General features: G+C 64.9%; 14 protein-coding genes. 11 read left to right on the forward strand and 3 right to left on the reverse strand.

What is annotated here, in order from left to right; genetic code table 11:
• Positions 1-12: 12 nt before the first annotated feature.
• The 4 genes from E5554_RS13470 (at position 13) to E5554_RS13485 (ending at position 4,473) form a co-directional block, all read left to right on the forward strand.
• Entirely contained in the window at positions 13-972 is a 960-nt protein-coding gene (locus E5554_RS13470) for a transporter (protein WP_136187084.1), read from the forward strand.
• 110 nt (positions 973-1,082) lie between these two features.
• The gene (locus E5554_RS13475) at positions 1,083-2,255 is read left to right on the forward strand and encodes a hypothetical protein (RefSeq protein ID WP_136187085.1); all 1,173 of its coding nucleotides are present in this window, start codon (positions 1,083-1,085) and stop codon (positions 2,253-2,255) included.
• 17 nt (positions 2,256-2,272) lie between these two features.
• Positions 2,273-3,466: a sulfotransferase gene (locus E5554_RS13480; RefSeq protein WP_136187086.1), complete on the forward strand. Its 1,194-nt coding sequence runs from the start codon at positions 2,273-2,275 to the stop codon at positions 3,464-3,466.
• Positions 3,463-4,473 (forward strand): alcohol dehydrogenase catalytic domain-containing protein, encoded by a 1,011-nt coding sequence (locus E5554_RS13485; RefSeq protein WP_136187087.1) that lies wholly within the window; start codon positions 3,463-3,465, stop codon positions 4,471-4,473. Before E5554_RS13480 ends, E5554_RS13485 begins: the two co-directional genes overlap by 4 nt.
• On the opposite strand, the gene pncB is transcribed toward E5554_RS13485, so the two are convergent.
• The 3 genes from pncB to E5554_RS13500 all read right to left on the reverse strand — a co-directional run bounded on the left by pncB (position 4,470) and on the right by E5554_RS13500 (position 8,158).
• Entirely contained in the window at positions 4,470-5,774 is a 1,305-nt protein-coding gene (gene pncB, locus E5554_RS13490) for a nicotinate phosphoribosyltransferase (protein ID WP_136187088.1), read from the reverse strand. The genes E5554_RS13485 and pncB overlap by 4 nt on opposite strands.
• A gap of 84 nt (positions 5,775-5,858) precedes the next feature.
• Positions 5,859-6,626, reverse strand: a complete 768-nt coding sequence (locus tag E5554_RS13495; protein ID WP_136187089.1) for an enoyl-CoA hydratase-related protein — start codon at positions 6,624-6,626, stop codon at positions 5,859-5,861.
• On the reverse strand, positions 6,623-8,158 hold the full coding sequence (locus E5554_RS13500; protein WP_247594257.1) for a carboxylesterase family protein: 1,536 nt from the start codon (positions 8,156-8,158) through the stop codon (positions 6,623-6,625). The genes E5554_RS13495 and E5554_RS13500 overlap by 4 nt, the downstream gene beginning before the upstream one ends.
• 157 nt (positions 8,159-8,315) lie before the next feature.
• On the opposite strand from E5554_RS13500, the gene E5554_RS13505 reads away from it, so the two are divergent.
• From E5554_RS13505 to E5554_RS13535, 7 genes are all read left to right on the forward strand, one after another.
• On the forward strand, positions 8,316-10,361 hold the full coding sequence (locus E5554_RS13505; RefSeq protein ID WP_210729747.1) for a PQQ-dependent dehydrogenase, methanol/ethanol family: 2,046 nt from the start codon (positions 8,316-8,318) through the stop codon (positions 10,359-10,361).
• 202 nt (positions 10,362-10,563) lie between these two features.
• Positions 10,564-11,301, forward strand: a complete 738-nt coding sequence (locus E5554_RS13510; RefSeq protein ID WP_136187090.1) for a TetR/AcrR family transcriptional regulator — start codon at positions 10,564-10,566, stop codon at positions 11,299-11,301.
• A 94-nt stretch (positions 11,302-11,395) separates the two neighbouring features.
• Positions 11,396-12,217 carry an enoyl-CoA hydratase/isomerase family protein gene (locus E5554_RS13515; RefSeq protein WP_125996949.1) on the forward strand — a complete coding sequence of 274 codons (822 nt, stop codon included), beginning with the start codon at positions 11,396-11,398 and terminating at the stop codon, positions 12,215-12,217.
• 3 nt (positions 12,218-12,220) lie between these two features.
• Positions 12,221-12,862 (forward strand): flavin reductase family protein, encoded by a 642-nt coding sequence (locus E5554_RS13520; RefSeq protein WP_136187091.1) that lies wholly within the window; start codon positions 12,221-12,223, stop codon positions 12,860-12,862.
• A 141-nt stretch (positions 12,863-13,003) separates the two neighbouring features.
• Positions 13,004-15,403: a CoA transferase gene (locus E5554_RS13525; protein WP_136187092.1), complete on the forward strand. Its 2,400-nt coding sequence runs from the start codon at positions 13,004-13,006 to the stop codon at positions 15,401-15,403.
• A gap of 36 nt (positions 15,404-15,439) precedes the next feature.
• A complete protein-coding gene (locus E5554_RS13530; RefSeq protein ID WP_136187093.1) occupies positions 15,440-16,447 on the forward strand; it encodes an LLM class flavin-dependent oxidoreductase in 1,008 nt (335 codons plus the stop codon).
• Between the two features lie 2 nt (positions 16,448-16,449).
• Complete coding sequence (locus E5554_RS13535; RefSeq protein ID WP_136187094.1) at positions 16,450-17,091, forward strand: nuclear transport factor 2 family protein; 642 nt, start codon at positions 16,450-16,452, stop codon at positions 17,089-17,091.
• Positions 17,092-17,093 lie beyond the last annotated feature (2 nt).

The following is a 17,093-nucleotide window of genomic DNA, read 5'->3' on the forward strand; positions in this document are numbered from 1 at the left end:
CCGGTTCCGGGCATGGGGCCGGGGCTGATCTGGGGGCTGGACTTCGCGCCTGACGCGATCAGGCCGGTCGATCATTGCGATGGCGGGACGACGGGCGGTTTTCGCTGGCTGCACCTGAACCTGGCCGACCATGGCACGCGGCAATGGATCGAGGGGGCGGCGATGCTGCCCGAGGCGGTGCGCGAACTGATCCTGTCGCCCGATACGCATCAGCGGGCGCTGGTCGATGGCGACACGGTCGGCTGCGTCCTGCATGATTTCGAGCGGGATTTCGATGTGGCCGATACTGCGCGGGTTGGGGCACTGCGCATGGCGTTGACGCCGACATTGATGCTGACCACCCGGCTGCATCCGCTGCGCTGCGCCGACATCGCGCGCCATCGGCTGGAGCGGACGAAGGGTGTGATCGGCGGGGCGCAGGCGCTGGACCTGCTGGTCGGCGCCATTGCCGAAAATATTGCCGATATCAGCCGCAGCCTGTCGGCGGACATCCAGCGCGCCGAGGATGCCTTTCTGGAGGGGCATCATCCGCCCCAGCCGCGCGACCTGGTCGGTATTCGCCGCCGGCTCGCACAACTGCATCGCCTGCTTGCCGGCGCGCGGGGCGTGTTCCAGCGGCTGGAACGGGACGAGGAACTGCCGGACGCTCTGCTGCCCACGGTCGAGAAACTGACCCAGCGGTTGCAGGCGCTGGACGCCGACATATTGGAAGGGCAGGCGCAATTGCGGTTGCTGCGCGATGAACTGGATATCCAGGCGGCGCAACGGACCAACCAGAATCTCTATATCCTGTCGATCATCACTGCGTTGATGCTGCCGGCGACGCTGGTCACGGGGCTGTTCGGCATGAACACCGGGGGCATGCCCTTTGCTAATGCGGCCCATGGCACATTGACCGCGACATTGGTGGCGGCCGGGGCGGCTGGTGTGAGCTATTGCCTGCTGCGCTGGATGGGGTTCATGCGGCGCTGAACCGCGATCCATCGCGCCGGCGATCTCGGGCCGGGGCCTCTCCTAAAATCAAATGATAGTGAATACTATCTATATGCTGCCCGCCAGTGGCAGAGGAGAGGCATGCCATCATGATCATCGAACCCGACATCCTGGCCTATCTGACTGATCTGGAGAGTGCGGTCGCCAATCTTGGCGACACCTGGCGCCCCGACGATCCGGCCTATCGCGCCGACGTCTATCGCCAGACGATGACCAGCCTGTCCTATGCCTATTTCGCCTATTTCCATGCCACGCCGGAGCATCCCGATTGGGCCCCCTTGTGGAACCCGGTCTATACGCTCCAGCCCAATCCGGACGATATCTACCTCCAGTCGCCGATCCGCGGGGATCTGACCTACCGCATCGCCGGCAATCGGGGCAGTTGCAAGATATTGAGCTTCACCACCCAAAGGGCCTTGTCCGGGACGGTCGATGAAATGCCCCGACCCAATGGCCATCATGAGGTGGACGACAGCGATCTGGGGCTGGAGCCGGGGGAGCATTTCGAACTGATCCTGAGCGCCCAGCGCCCAGCAGGCTATGCTGGCAAATGGGCGCCGATCGATCCCCAGGCGGGCGGGCTGATGGTGCGCTATCGCAGCTATGACTGGCTGAACGAGGTCGATCCGCAACTGACGATCGAATGTCTGGATCCGGTGCCGCCCAAGCCGCGCCTTTCGCCGGAGGAGATTGTCGCGCGCATCCGGGAAATGGCAAAATTCCCTGGTCGCAAGACGCGGCTTTATTATCCGATGCAGAATGGCGTGAAGGAGCGGGTTGGTTTCAACCGGTTCGAGCCGGTGCGGATGCCCGGCGCGCTTGCCAAGCAGGTCTATTGGCCGGCCTGCTTCCAGTTCGACGCCGATGAGGCGCTGATCATCGAGACCGATATTCCCGCCCGTGCGCCCTACTGGAATATCCAGCTTAACGACCCCTATTTCAACGCGCTGGAATATGTCTATCGCCTGTCCAGCAGCAACGGCCATTATGCGAAGCTGAGCCGTGACGGCAAATATCGGGCCGTCATCGCGCTGGAAGACCCCGGCGTGCCCAACTGGCTCGATCCTGCCGGCTATCGCGAAGGTGGCATCTATGGCCGCTGGTATGATTGCGACAGCGCGCCGGTGCCGACCATCACGCGGGTGAAGCTGAACGCGTTGCGCACCCATTTGCCCGCCGACACGCCGATCGTTACGCCGCAGCAGCGCGCCGAGGAGTTGCGGCTGCGGGTGCGGGCCTGCCAGCGTCGGCGGCGCTGGTGAAAGGGAGGGGATTGCCAATGATATCGAACGGTTATGAACCGCCGCTACGCTTCGCCGCCGCGCTCGATCAGCTGCACGATCTGGTGATGGCCGAAACCAGCCATGATGATTTTGGCCCTGACGATTATCTGCCGGGGCTTCGCGTGCTGCTCCGGTCGATGGATTATGATCCGCGCTTTACCGCGGCGGGGCGGCGCACCGCCTGGGGCCATGTGGTGGGTGTTCTGCGCGGCCGGGCAAGTGCGATCGCGGCGATGAAGGCGCATCCGGGCTTCGATGCCCGGCCGATCCTGAGCCCTGTCGTCATCACCGGCGTGCCACGCACCGGGACCACGGCGCTGCATCGGTTGATGGCGGTCGATCCGCGCTTCCAGGGGTTGCAAAGCTGGCTGCTCGATACGCCGCGTCCGCGTCCACCGGTCGAAAGCTGGCAGGACGATGCCGATTTCTGCCGTTCGGTCGCCTTGCTGGAGCGGCGCTATGTCGATGCACCAGCCAAGCGGGCCGCGCATCATGTCGCGGCCGAGGAAGTGCATGAATGCTGCATGCTGCTGCGCCAGTCCTTTGTCTCCAACCTGTGGAGCTGCGGCTGGTCGGCGGCGAGCTATGATGCCTGGTGGTGCGCGCAGAGCGAGGCGGCGGGCTATGACCATTATCGCCGCTGTGTGCAGTTGATCGGTGCCAACGACCCGGACAAGCGCTGGCTGCTCAAAAATCCCGGCCATATCGAAAATCTTGACCTGCTCTTTGCCGTCTTTCCCGATGCAAAGGTGATCCAGACCCATCGCGATCCGGCCAAGGCCTTGCCTTCGCTCGTGTCGCTGCTGATGGCGGGGCATGGGGCGATGGAGGAAGGGCGGGCGGCCGAGCGCGGCGCGCTGATGCTGGCACGCGAAACGGCCAAATGGTCCCATGCCGTGCGCAAGGCGGAAAAGGTGGCGGAACGCCATCCGGGCCAATTGCTCGATATCGTCCATGGCGATTTCCATGCGCAGCCCATGGCCGTGCTGGAGCGAATCTATGCCTTTATCGGCATGGAGATGCCCGATGCGACGCGCATGGCCATGGCACAGCGGATCGCGGACAAGCCCGAGATGCAGCATGGCGTTCATCGCTATTCGATCGCTGACTATGGCATGAGTGCGCAAGAGGTGCGGTCGGCGTTCGGCGATTATGTGGCGCGCTTCGACCTGGCGGAGGCAGGGCGATGAAGGCGGCCATCTATCCGGGCGATGGCCAGCCGATCGTCATCGCCCACCTGCCCGATCCGCGACCGGCCATGAGGGAATTGCTGATCCGCGTCCACCGCTGCGGCATCTGTGGCACCGACCTGTCGATGACCAGGGGCGGCATATGGGATTATGGCCGCGGCGTGCAGATCGGCCATGAATATGCCGGCGAAGTGGTGGACGTCGGCGCGGGTGTCGATCGCTTTCGGGCTGGCGACCGGGTCGCGGTCATGCCCTCGATCGGCTGCGGCCAGTGCAGTCCCTGCCAGGAACATGGCAATCCGGTATTGTGCGGCGCAAAGCCGGGCGGCGCGATGCGGGGCTTTGCCGAATTTGCGGTGGTGCCGGCCGATGCGGCGGTGCGCCTGCCCGAAACCCTGTCCCTGGCCGATGGCGCGCTGATCGAGCCGCTGGCCGTCAGCCTGTATGGCGCGCGCTTTGCCGATATCCGCCCCAGCGACCCGGTGCTGGTGCTTGGCGGCGGCACGGTTGCGCTCTATGCCATCTACTGGGCGCGGCGATTGGGGGCGGGGCGGATCGTGGTCCTGTCGCGATCCGCCCGGCGGCGCGATCTGGCGATCGCCATGGGTGCCGATGCCTTCTTTTCTTTCGGCGACGAGGAAAAGGGGCAGGTGATCGAAGCGCTGGGCGGCGCGCCCCGGATCGTGTTCGAGGCTGTCGGGGTGGACGGGATGCTGGGGCGGGCGGTGAACCATGTCGCGCCATTCGGGCGGATCGTGTCGCTGGGCTTCTGCACGGCGCCGGATGCGGTCATTCCGGCGCTGGCATCCTATAAATGCGCCAACCTGCAATTTGCCGTCGGCTACCGCATGGCGGAATTCCTGCACATCGCCGACCAGATGGACAAGGGGCATGTCGACCCCAAGGCGATCATCAGCAACGCGATCGCGCTGGATCAGCTGCCGGCAATGATGGCGACGCTGCGCGGGACCAATGAAGAGACCAAGGTGCATGTCCGTTGTGGCTAGACCTGGACGGCGACTGCCTTTCGCCCGTCGCCGCCGAAGACGCGCAGATAGCGATCGATCTCGGTCGGATCACCGGTCGCCTTGGCGGGATTGTCCGACAGCTTGACCGCCGGGCGGCCATTGGCGTCCACCACCTTGCACACCAGTGAGATCGGGTCGAGCCCGTCGGTTTCGAACGGGGCGCAGCCGCGAAAATCATTGGTGAGATTGGTGCCCCAGCCAAAGCTCATCCGCACGCGGCCATGGAAATGGCGATAGGTCGCCTCGATACTGTCGACGTCCATGCCATCGGAAAAGATCAGCAGCTTGCTGCGCGGATCGCGCCCCTTTTCCTGCCACCAGCGGATGATCTGCTCACCCGCCTCGATCGGTGGCGCGCTGTCGGGGCGGAAACCGGTCCAGTCGGCCACCCAGTCCGGCGCGTCCTTCAGGAAGGCGGCGGTGCCGAACGCGTCGGGCAGGGCGATGCGCAGATTGCCGCCATAATGGGCCTGCCATTGTTCCAGAACCGCATAGGGCGCGCGGGCCAGTGCTGCATCGTCCGGCGCCAGTGCCGCCAGCACCATAGGCAGTTCATGCGCATTGGTGCCGATCGCCTCCAGGTCGGCATCCATCGCCAGCAGCACGTTGGATGAGCCAATGAAGCGGTCGCCGAGCCCTTCCTTGAGGGCCTCGACGCACCAGCGCTGCCACAGGAAGCCGTGGCGACGGCGCGTGCCGAAGTCGGAGATGACGAGATCGGGCAGCGCGCTCAGGCGCTCGACCTTCTCCCACAATTTCGCCTTGGCACGGGCGTAAAGCACGTCGAGCGCGAAGCGGCCACGCCCCTTCATCGCCGCGCGCGATCGCAATTCGTTGATGATGGCGAGCGCCGGAATCTCCCACATCATCGTCTCGATCCAGAGCCCGTGGAAGCGCAGCTCATATTGGCCATCGACCTGGCGCAGCTCATATTCCGGCAGTCGGAAGTCGGCGAGCCAGGCGATGAAATCCGGGCTGAACATCTGGGTCCGGCCATAGAAGCTGTTGCCCGCCAGCCAGATCAGTTCCTTCTTGCCGAACCGTAGGGAGCGGGCGTGGTCGAGCTGGGCGCGCAGTTCGCCTTCATCGATGATGTCGGCCAGGCGTACCCGATCGGTGCGGTTGATCAGCTTGAAGGTGGTCTGGACGTCGGGATGCTGCTGCCGGATCATCTGCAGCATCAGCAGCTTGTAGAAATCGGTGTCGAGCAGGCTGCGGACGATCGGGTCAAGCCGCCAATTATGGTTGTAGGTGCGGGTGGCGATATCGGTGAAGACCATGAAGAACCTGATGGACAGCAAAATTGACAGGGGCGTGCTGCACCGTTCCCCATGGAGATCATGATGGCAAGGCTGATGAAGGGATTATCGGCCGATGAAGTTCGGGGCGCGCTTGTCTCGCGTTGCGGCCAGTCCCTCGCGATGATCGGCGGTAGTGGCGAGCAAGGGCTGGACCATGAACTCGCGGTCGAGGAACTGGTCGAAGGATAGCGTGGTCGCCTCGAACAATTGTTTGCTCATCGCCTGTGCGACTGGCGGTCCCTTCGCAAGGCGGGTGGCCAGGTCGATCGCCGCGTCTCGAACCGGTCGTTCCGCCTCGATCGAGAGGATGAAGCCGAGGTGCAAGGCTTCATCGGCGGTCAGCGTCCGGCCGCTATAGACGATTTCCTTCGCGCGCATCGGGCCGACCAGCCGGGTCAATTGCCAGATGGCGCCGGCGTCGGGCGCATAGCCGATCCGGCCGAACAACTGTGCGAAGCTGGCGTTCGGGCTGGCGAGGATCAGATCGCAGGCGAGTGCTAGGCTCCAGCCGGCGCCGACGCAGACGCCGTCGACCGCTGCGATGACCGGCTTGGGCATGGCCATGATGGCGCGGATCATGCGGTGGAGCGCGCGCATCCGTTTGAGGAAAGCGGCACTGTCGGCGGCGCCCATTTCGCCGGTATCGGCGCCCGAGCAGAAATGACGCCCTGCGCCGGTCAGGACGACCGCCCGAACCCCGTCATCCTGCGCCAGATTGTCGAACAGCGTGGCGATCTCGCCGCGCATCGCCATGGTGAAGGCATTGCGCCGGTCGGGGCGATCGAGCGTCACGATCGCCACTGCGCCGTCATGCTCCAGCCGCAGGCTCATGGCGCTGGCTTCCAGCCGAAGGACTGGCTGCTTTCCCGCTGCCATTTGTCGAACCAGGGGGCGAGCTGGCGGGCGCGGAAGTCCGGGGCGGCGGCGATATGCTGGCCGATGACCAGCGGGTTGGTGCGACCGTCCTGGGTGGCGGGCCATGGCGGCAGGCCGGGGCCGTCGGGATCGCCGCTCCGCACATAGTTGAGCATCCAGCCCGACATGGTCCTGGCGAGCGCCCGGCTTTCCGTATCGGCCGAGGGAGACTGGCCGAGCCAGAACAGACGGTCGGCGCAATGGTCCGCGCCGGGCTTCGAACTGGGCTGGTCGGGCGGCACGAAATCGAACTGATAGGCGCGTGTCGGCAGGCCGGCGCGGGCCGCCAACTGGGTCATGCCGAGCGCCGCCGAGGTGAACAGGAAGTCGGTCTGCACCTGGCGCAGCAATTCCGCCTCGTCGGACAGGCCATAGCTGGCGGATACGGCCGACAGATCGATGCCGAAGCGGCGTGCCATCTCCGCCCGGCCAAAGCCCATCAGGCCAAAGACGCTGGCTTCGTTGCTGGTCGATCCGCTGATCAGCGGGACATGCGCGATCTGGCCCTTTGCGAACAGGGTGGAAAGGGGAGCGGGTAGCCAGCTGCCATCGACGGTTGCGCCAAAGTCCGGCGCGCCGCTGTCACCGGCCAGCACCTGCGCGACACTGAGCCTGCGCAGGGCAGCGAGCGATGGCGCGCCATCGCCGGTCACGCCGGTGCGCTGGGCAAAGGCCAGTCCCTGTTCCTGCGCCTGGGGCAGAGGGCGGTTGGCGTTGAACAGGCCGCCGGCCGAATGGGCGCTGGCGCGCGCGAACAGGCCCCTGGCCATCGGCGTCGCCATCAGCGCATTGATGCTGGAGCCGCCCGCCGAACAGCCGATGATGGTCACATTGTCGGGATCGCCGCCGAAGCGGGCGATGTTCTGCCTGACCCAGCGCAGCGCCGCGACCTGATCCATCAGCCAGAAATTGGCGGTCGCCTTGGGCGCTTCGGCGGTCAGGGCGGGATGGGCGAAGAAGCCGAGCCGCCCGATGCGGTAATTGGGGGCGACAAGGACGACACCCTGCTTGACCAGCGGCGGCATACCGTTGCGGAACGGCTCCCGACCCGAGCCGACGAAATAGGCGCCGCCATGGACGACGAACAGCACCGGCAATTTGCGGGCGCCAAGGTCAGGGGAGGCGACGTTGAGGGTCAGGCAATTTTCATCCTGGGGGAAGGCTGCGTCATCTTTGCGCTGTGGCTGGGGGCAATCAGCCGCAAAGCCCGTGGCGTCACGCTCGGTCTTCCAGGCGCGGACCGGTTGCGGTGCGCGCCAGCGATTGGCGCCGACCGGGGGCGCGGCATAGGGGATGCCGCCAAAGAAGCGGACATCGTCGCGCACCACGCCGCGGATCGGACCGGACGCGGTGGACAATCGGGGCGGTGCCGAAGAAGGGGCGGCATTTCCAAGGCTTGCCCATAAAGCGACGGCCGTAGCCGCGCAGGCGACAGGACGCTGCACCATCTCCATCATCCCCTCATCAATTTTGCTCTATGGTGCATAATAATGTTGGAGAGGATTATCGCTGTCAAGCGCGCAGGCGCGTTGACAGGGTCATGAATCTGCACCAAGGTGCAATATAAAGAGGCGCGAACAGGGGCGCACGGAGAAGGATGAGAACATGAAGGGAAGAGTGTCGACGGCCGTGGCGATCCTGGCCCTGGCAAGCGGGCTGGTCGCCTGCGGCGCGGACAGCGCAGCGCCGGGCGGTCCGACCGCCAACTGGTCCAGCTTTGGCGGCGACGACAAGGAGCAGCATTATAGCGCGCTCGACCAGATCAGCGCCGACAATGTCGGCAAGCTCGGCCTCGCCTGGTCCTACGACATCGATACCTATGACAGCTATACCCAGCCGCTGGCGATAGATGGCGTCCTCTATTTTGCGGTCGGCCTGTCGGTCGTCCATGCGCTCGACGCAAAGACCGGCAAGCTGTTGTGGCAATATGATCCCGACGTCGCGAGCCAGCCGGAGGCGAAATGGCGGATGCGCGCCGGCTGGGGCACGCGCGGCATCGCCTACAAGGACGGGCTGATCTATACCGCCACGCGCGAAGGCCGGCTGATCGCGGTCGACGCCAAGACCGGCAAGCCGCGCTGGTCGGTCCAGACGCTCGACGAGGCGGAAAACGGCTATATCACCGGCCCGCCATGGGTGGCCGGCGACAAGATCGTGGTCGGCTTTGGCGGCGCGGATTACAGCCCGACCCGCGGCTATGTGACCGCCTATGATGCCAAGACCGGCAAGAAGGCGTGGCGCTGGTTCGTGGTGCCGGGCGATCCGGCCAAGGGCTTCGAGAACAAGGCGATGGAGGCGGCGGCCAAGACCTGGACCGGCGAATGGTGGAAGTTCGGCGGGGGCGGCACGGTGTGGCACGCCATGGCCTATGACGCCAAATATGACCGCATCTACCTTGGTACCGGCAATGGCTGGCCGTGGAACCAGAAGATCCGTTCGCCCGGCGGCGGCGACAATCTTTATCTCGCCTCGATCGTGGCGATCGACGTGAAGACCGGCGAATATGCCTGGCACTATCAGGTGAACCCGGAAAACAGCCACGATTTCAACGATGCGATGGATATCGAGCTGGCCGATATCGAGATTGGCGGCAAGATGAGGTCGGTGCTGATGCATGCGCCCAAGAACGGCTTCTTCTATGCGCTGGACCGCGAGACCGGGAAGTTCATTTCGGCCGGCGAGTTCGCCAAGCAGAATTGGGCCAAGCGGATCGATCTGGTCACCGGCCGGCCCGAGATCAATCCCGAGGCGCAATATCCGAACGGCAAGCCGTTCATGATGTATCCCTTCCCCAATGGCGCGCATGGCGTCCAGGCGATGGCGTTCAGTCCCAAGACGAACCTTAGCTATATTCCGGTGATGGAGGGCGGCCGCGTGTTCGTCGATCCGGCCAATGTGAAGGACTGGACCTACAAGCCGGGGATGATGGTCAATACCGGGCTGGGCGCGCCGCCCGCCAATCTGGTGCCGCCCGCTGCGGTGAGCAAGCTGGTCGCCTTCGACGTCGCCAACAACAAGGTCGCCTGGTCGGTGCCGCAGCCCGGCGTGTTCAACGGTGGCATCATGGCGACCGGTGGCGGCCTGCTGTTCCAGGGCACCAATGACGGCAATTTCAACGCCTATTCCGCGACCGACGGGCGCAAGCTCTGGTCCTTCCCGGCGCAGAACGGCATATTGTCCGCGCCGATCAGCTACACGGTCGGCGGCAAGCAATATGTGTCGGTGATCACCGGGTTCCGCAGCAGCTTCCCCAACGTGCCCAACTGGGATTATCGCCAGCAGCAGCGTCGGGTGCTGACCTTTGCGATCGGCGGCACCAAGGCGCTGCCCAAGTTCGAGCCGGTGGACGAGCCGATCCAGGATGATCCGGCCTTCACCGTCGACGCTGCCAAGGCCAAGGTCGGCGGCGGCATCTACAATAGCAGCTGCGTCATCTGTCATGGCGCGGGCATGATGGCGGGCGGCGCCGCGCCGGACCTGCGCAAGTCGGCGGTGCCGCTGGACGCGGAGACGTTCAAGTCGGTGGTGCATGACGGGGCGCTGATGGCGCGCGGCATGGGCGCCTTCGAGCAGTTGAGCGACGCCGATCTGGAAGGGCTGCGCCACTATATCCGCCAGCGCGCGCGGGAAACCGCGCCCAAGGCAAACTGACCTCCCATGGCATCCGTCCCCTTGTGGCGGATGCTGCTTCGCCCCGCTTCCTTTCATCGGGAGGCGGGGCTCCTTGTCTGCGCCGAGCGGGGGCTTGCACAAAGTCCAACCGTGCGGCATCAAATTTGCACGTTCATGCAATTGCGTTATGATCGTCGGTTACGTGCCCCCGCCGGGCGCGCCTCGGGGAGGATGAGCGAATTTGACGACGGACAAGGACATGGCTGACCTCAAGGAAAATGGCGATCGGCCGCAGACCTATTCCAGTCCGGCGATCATCGAACGCCGTCGCCGGATATTGGAGGAAACGCGCAAGGTGATCGCCGAACAGGGGATCGCGGCGCTGAGCATGAACGAGATCGGCCAGCGCGCGGGTGTCGCCAAGCGGACGCTCTACAACGCCTTCCAGACCCGCGAGCGCATGATCGCCACCGCGATCCAGGAATATTTCGACGAATATGTCAGCCGCATCGTCTATTCGAGCCCGCCCGGCACGATGCAGCATAATCTGGAGCGGATGATCTCGGTCGTCCAGCGCAACCGGAAGATCCGCAACTATATCAAGGCGATCATGGCGCTCTATTTCAGTTCGGATGTCGACCGCGACATCTGGACCGCGATGCACTCGCCGGCCATCCATCATAACAAGCAGTGGATCGAGGCGCTCGACGCCACGAAGCAGCTGCAGCCCTGGGTGCAGGTCGACAAGTTGGTCGATGATCTGGTGCGCTTCGAATATGCGACCATCAACGATTGGGCGCAGGGTCGCATACCCGATGACGAGGTGATCGTCCGGCTGGTCAGCAGCTATCTGTCCTGCCTGCTCGGCTCGCTGAAGGGCGCGGCGCGCAAGGAAGTCGAAGCGCTGATCAAGGACATTGCCGAGCGCGGCATGGACGCGCTGCCGATGTCGCCCAAGACCAAGACGAAAGTGGCTTGAATCTGCACCATGATGCAAATTTTCTTGCATCATGGTGCGCGCCTCGTCTAGGCATGCCCCAGGCCCGACATGGGCATCAGCATGGGAGAGTGAGATGAGCGCGCCGAGCGAAGACCCCGAACTGTTGTTCGAGCTGCGCGCGGATGGCGTGGCCGTCATCACCCTCAACCGGCCGCGCGCGAAGAACACCGTCTCCTTCACCATGTGGGAGCAGTTTTCCGCTGCACTCGACCGGCTGGAAAATGCGACGCCGGCGCGGATGCTGCTGCTGTGCGGCGCGGAAGGCTATTTCAGCAATGGCGGCGACGTGAAGCTGCCGCCGGCGCGGGGCGAGGGTGCGCTGCGGCTAGCAGCGCGGCTGGAGATGGGGCAGCGGATCATCCGCCGGCTGCGCGCGCTGCCGATCCCGACCGTAGCGGCGGTGGAGGGCGGCGCCTATGGCGTGTCCTGGAGCCTGGCGATGGCCTGCGACATGATTTTCGCTGCTGACAATGCGCGGTTCGGTGCGCCATTCCTGGATTTCGGGCTGGTACCCGATGGCGGCGCGGCCTGGTTCCTGACCCGGCAACTGGGGCGGGCACGCGCGGCCGAGATCATCTTTTCGGGGCGGACATTGGAGGCGGCCGAGGCATTGAGCCTGGGGTTGGTCAGCCGGCTGGTCCCGCCGGGCGAGGCGGTCGCGCAGGCGCTGGCGCTGGGCGCGACGATTGGCGGCGGCAACGCCCATGCGGTCGAACTGACCAAGCGGCTGCTGGATCAGGCGGAAAGCGGCGACCTGTCGGCCAATCATGCGCTGGAACTGGTCTATTGCCATACCTGCCAGGCGGGGGAGGAGGTGCCCCGCGCCCGCGAGGCGTTCAAGGCACGCGCAGCGGCGAAGGCTGCCGCGAAGGGCGCAACTGGGGCGAAGGAATAAGTCATGCAGTTCGACATGCGCAGCCTGCCGATGGCGACCCGCTACAAGATCGTCAATTCGACCATCACCCCGCGTCCGATCGCGTGGATCACCACCCGGTCCGAAGCGGGCGTGGTCAATGCCGCGCCCTACAGCTTCTTCAACTGCGTCGGCACCGAGCCGCCGCTGGTGGCGCTCGGCCTGCTCAAGGAGCCGGTATCGCGCGGCCTGAAGAACACGGCGACCAATATCATCGCCACCGGCGAGTTCGTCGTGAACCTGGTGTGCGAGGATGATGCCGAGAAGATGAACCATTGCAGCGTCGATGCGCCGGCCGATGTCAGCGAGATCGACTATGCCGGGATCGAGACCGCGCCGTCGGTGCTGGTGGCACCGCCGCTGATTGCCAGTAGCCCGGTCAGCTTCGAATGCCGCAAGGTCGCGGCGATGGACATCGGCACGATGCAGACGGTGATCATCGGCGAGATATTGATGGCGCATATCCGCGACGAGTTCATCACCGATCGCGAGCGGGTCTATTTCGACACGCCGGCGATGAAATTGATCGGCCGCACCCATGGCAGCGGCTGGTATGTGCGCAACGGCGACAGTTTTCAGATGGACCGGCCACGCTATGATCCGGCACGGCTGACGAGCAAGGAATGAATTTGAACCTATAGTGCAATATTACTTGCGCTGCCGGGAAAAAGCGTGTCTGTTTCAAGGGAAAGGTCGGAGGCGCGATTCCGCGCACTACCGCCCAGATCCGAACAAGAGGCGGCGCAGACCGCCAAACAGGAGTGCGTGATGCCCGGCCCTCTGGACCATCTTGTCGTTATCGAGCTGTCGACCGAAATGCCGGTCGCGATTGCGGGCATGCTGCTAGCCGACCATGGCGCCGACGTGCTGAAGGTCGAGCCCAGGGGCGGCGCCTATTTCGCCCATGAACTGACCCGCAAGAGCTGGGACCGCTCCAAGCGCAGCGTCGAATTGGACGTGGCTGATGCGGACGACCGGGCGGCGCTGCGCGGGCTGCTGAGCGGTGCGGACATCTTCATTCATGCGCTGGAGGAAGGGGAGGCGAAGGCGCTTGGCCTGGACGGCGAGAGCCTGGCGCGCGATTATCCGGAGCTGATCGTGTCGGCGCTGACCGCCTATGGCGCGGACACACCCTTTGCCGACCGGCCGCGCGGCGAGGGGCTGGCGGCGGCGCTGCTGGGCACGATGATCGACAAGTCCAGCCCGTTCCGCGAAGGGCCTGTCTATCTGGGGCATCCCGCGCTTCATTATGGTCAGGCGTTTCTGGGCGTGATCGGTGCATTGACGGCGATCCGGGCGCGGCGAACGAGTGGCAAGGGGCAGAGGGTGGAATCCTCGCTGCTCGACGCGATGCTGGCCCAGTCGCCGATGAACAACTGGTGGCAGGAAGAGGGGATTTCCTACATCAAGGCGGGGGATTCCGGCGCGGTCGACCGGTTTGGCCGGACCCGGCTGGTGACCGGCATGTTCGAATGCGGGGACGGCCTGTTCCTGCAGATCCATACCGGCGGCCAGGGCGGCTTCAAGGCGGCGATGGACCAGCTGGGCTTTGGCGACCGGGTGTCGGTGGTCAAGGGCGCGGCGGAAATGTCGGTGCCATTGAGCGATGATGAATATCATATCGCCCGCGTCGAGATTTTCGATGCGTTCAAGGCGCGCCCGCGCGCCGAATGGATCGCGCTGTTCCAGGCGGCCGATGTGGCGGCGCTGCCGGTGCTGGAACCGGCCGAAGTACTGCTGGACGAGCAGGTGGAATTTGTCGGCCAGCGGATTGCGCTGCCGGACGCGGAATTCGGCACCATCTATCAGGCCGCACCCGCCGTGCGGTTCGATCGCACGCCCTGCGCCGCGCCGCGCCCAGCGCCTGCGATCGGCGCCGACAATGATGCACTGACCGATCTGATCGCGCGCAAGCGGGGCGAACTGGCGGCGGCGGGCAAGCCGATCGACCGGCCGCTTGAAGGCATCAAGGTGGTGGACTTCTCGTCCTTCTTCGCGGTCGGCTTTGGCGGGCGGCTGCTGTCGGACCTGGGCGCCGACGTCATCAAGGTCGAGACGCCCGATGGCGACCAGATGCGGCCGCTGCCCGACTGTTTCGACGCGGCGCAGCGCGGCAAGCGCGATATCGTGCTGAACCTGAAGCAGCCCGAGGCGCTGGAGGCGGCGCTGAAGCTGGTGGCTGAGGCCGATGTCGTCACCCATAATCTGCGCCCCGGCAAGGCCGACAAGCTGGGCATCGGCTATGAGGCGCTGTCGAAGATCAATCCGCGCCTGCTCTATGTCTATCTGCCCGGCTATGGCTCCAGGGGCCCCAAGTCGCTGCTGAAAAGCTTTGCGCCGTTGGTGTCGGGCTGGACCGGCCTGCTCTACGAAGGCGGCGGCGCGGGCAATCCGCCGACCCGGTCGGTATTCGGCAATGAGGATTATAATAACGGCTTCCTGGGTGCGGCGGGCATATTGATGGGGCTGGAGCGGCGCGCGATCAGCGGCGTCGGTGACTATATGGAGATACCCCAGCTCCATTCGAGCCTGTGGACCACGTCCGAGCATTTCCTGGATGCCGACAAGCAGGTCGTCTATGGCTTCCGTCTCGACAAGGATCAGGCGGGCTATAATGCGCTCGACCGGCTCTATCGCACCAGCGACGGCTGGCTCTGCATTGCCTGCCGGCAGGACGATCGCTTCGCGGCGCTGGCGCGGGCGGTGGGGCAGGCTGGGCTGATCGACGATCCGCGCTTTGCCTCGCCAAAGGAACGGTCGCTGCATGACGCGGCGCTGCTCGCGGCGCTGGCGCCCTGGTTTGCCGACAAGACAAGCGCGGAGGCCTTCGCCCTGCTCGATGCGGCGGGTGTACCGTGCGAGATACCGGCGGCCAAGAGCTGGGTGCGCGAGGCGCTGTGGCAGGACTGGGCGGTGACCAGCAACCGGGTGATCGAGAATTTCGATTCCATGTATGGCCATGTCCGCCAGTTCGGCAGCTTCATCCATCTGAGCGACACGCCGGGCCATGCGCGCAAGTCCGCGCCGCGACTGGGCGAGCATACGCGGCAGATATTGGCCGAGATCGGCTATGCGCCGGACGCGATCGACGCGCTGATCAACAGCGGCAAGGCGATGCAGGCGGCGGACGTGACCGGCCGCATCCAGTCGCGCGTCTCGGCCGCCTGAACCAACAGCCAATAATCGGGAAGAGGAACCCAAAGGGTGCAGTTGAACCTTCGTTACGACATGAACCGGCCGGATTTCGGCGCGCCGCATCCCGTGCTTTACCGCACTGCGATCGAGCAGGCGCAATGGGCCGACAAGCTGGGATTCACGCAGGTGTTCCTGGCCGAGCATCATGGCGCGGAGGGCGGCTATTGCCCGTCCTCCATGGTGCAGGCGGCGTCGATTCTGGGCGCGACGGACACTATCGTCGCGCATCTGTCGGCACTGGTCGTCACCATGCACGATCCGCTGCGGCTGGCCGAGGATCTGGCGGTGCTGGACAATATCGCGCCCGGCCGGGTGTGGCTGACCGCCGGCATGGGCTATCGCCCGCATGAGTTCGAGATGTTCGGCAAGGACATCAGCAAGCGGCTGGCGATCATGAACGAGGCGATGGCCACGCTGAAGCAGGCCTGGACCGGCGAGCCGTTCGAGTTTCGCGAGCGCACCGTGCGGGTGACGCCGGCCCCGGCAACGCCGGGCGGGCCGAAAATCTACATGGGCGGGTCGACCGACAAGTCGGCGATCCGCGCAGCCAAGGGCGGCTATCAATATTTCCCCGGCCATCCCGACCTGTTCACCCTCTACAAGGAAGAGCGGGAAAAGGCCGGCTTCCCGCCGCCCGAGGAACTGCGCAAGCCGGCGGCGAGCTTCCTCTATGTCTCCGACGATCCGGACCGCGACTGGCCGCTGGTGGCGCCGCATGTCGCCTATGCGACCAACGCCTATGCCGAATGGGCCAAGGAGCGCGGCACCGGCCAGACCCGCTACCAGCCCGCCGAGACGATCGAGGGGCTGAAGGCGATGCCGAACATCAAGGTGCTGACGCCCGACGCATGTTTCGAATATCTCAAAGGCCTGGGCCGGGGCACCGCCGTCACCTTCCACGCGCTACTGGGCGGGCTAGACCCCGAAGTGTCGTGGCGCAGCCTGCGCCTGTTCGAGACGGACGTGCTGCCGCGCCTGCGCGCCGAGCCGGGCCTGCTGGAAAATCCGGGAGAATGAGCATGGAAGAACGCAATCGTCGCGGCACGCTGGCCGCCATGCTGGCGCTGCCGATCGGCATGGCCGCCGCCGCCGAAGCATCGGCCGCCGCGCCCAGGGGAAAGGGGAGCGGCATGGACATGGCCCAGCGGCTGGACATCATCGAGTCCAAGCAGGCGATCACCGAACTCCTCTATGCCTATGCGCGGGCCAATGACCGGGCGGACGAGGCGCTGCTGCGATCGCTGTTCTGGCCGGAATCGACGCACAAGCATGGCAAGTTCGAGGGCAAGTCGTCCGATTTCGTCGGCTTCGCGTTCAAGATCGTGTCGACGCTGAAATATGCCTGCCACCACATCACCAATGTCTCGGTCGAGGTGAAGGGGGACAAGGCATTTTCCGAATGCTATTATTTCGCGCAGCATCGGCGAGACCGCAAGGACGGCGGGGGCGAGGAGGATGTCTTCTTCCAGGGTCGCTATCTCGACGATCTGGAGCGGCGGAACGGAGTGTGGAAGATCATCCGTCGCCGGGGCCTGTCCGACTATACCTCGCCGCCCGAACCGGCGCAGACGCCCTATGCCGACTGGCCGGCGGGACAGCATAGCGAGAAATATCCGAGCGACGATTATTACAAGATGCGCCAGCAGTTTCTGGGTAGCTGATC

Source organism: Sphingobium sp. PAMC28499 (assembly GCF_004795815.1).
GTDB classification, from domain to species: Bacteria; Pseudomonadota; Alphaproteobacteria; order Sphingomonadales; family Sphingomonadaceae; genus Sphingobium; species Sphingobium yanoikuyae.

Excerpts from the sequence above, each read along its gene's own strand:
- E5554_RS13480 (WP_136187086.1), top strand. The coding sequence starts at position 2,273 with ATGATATCGAACGGTTATGAACCGCCGCTACGCTTCGCCGCCGCGCTC.
- E5554_RS13520 (WP_136187091.1), top strand. The coding sequence starts at position 12,221 with ATGCAGTTCGACATGCGCAGCCTGCCGATGGCGACCCGCTACAAGATC.
- E5554_RS13515 (WP_125996949.1), top strand. The coding sequence starts at position 11,396 with ATGAGCGCGCCGAGCGAAGACCCCGAACTGTTGTTCGAGCTGCGCGCG.
- E5554_RS13485 (WP_136187087.1), top strand. The coding sequence starts at position 3,463 with ATGAAGGCGGCCATCTATCCGGGCGATGGCCAGCCGATCGTCATCGCC.
- E5554_RS13500 (WP_247594257.1), bottom strand. The coding sequence starts at position 8,158 with ATGGTGCAGCGTCCTGTCGCCTGCGCGGCTACGGCCGTCGCTTTATGG.
- pncB (WP_136187088.1), bottom strand. The coding sequence starts at position 5,774 with ATGGTCTTCACCGATATCGCCACCCGCACCTACAACCATAATTGGCGG.
- E5554_RS13495 (WP_136187089.1), bottom strand. The coding sequence starts at position 6,626 with ATGAGCCTGCGGCTGGAGCATGACGGCGCAGTGGCGATCGTGACGCTC.
- E5554_RS13535 (WP_136187094.1), top strand. The coding sequence starts at position 16,450 with ATGGAAGAACGCAATCGTCGCGGCACGCTGGCCGCCATGCTGGCGCTG.
- E5554_RS13475 (WP_136187085.1), top strand. The coding sequence starts at position 1,083 with ATGATCATCGAACCCGACATCCTGGCCTATCTGACTGATCTGGAGAGT.
- E5554_RS13525 (WP_136187092.1), top strand. The coding sequence starts at position 13,004 with ATGCCCGGCCCTCTGGACCATCTTGTCGTTATCGAGCTGTCGACCGAA.
- E5554_RS13470 (WP_136187084.1), top strand. The coding sequence starts at position 13 with ATGGGGCCGGGGCTGATCTGGGGGCTGGACTTCGCGCCTGACGCGATC.
- E5554_RS13505 (WP_210729747.1), top strand. The coding sequence starts at position 8,316 with ATGAAGGGAAGAGTGTCGACGGCCGTGGCGATCCTGGCCCTGGCAAGC.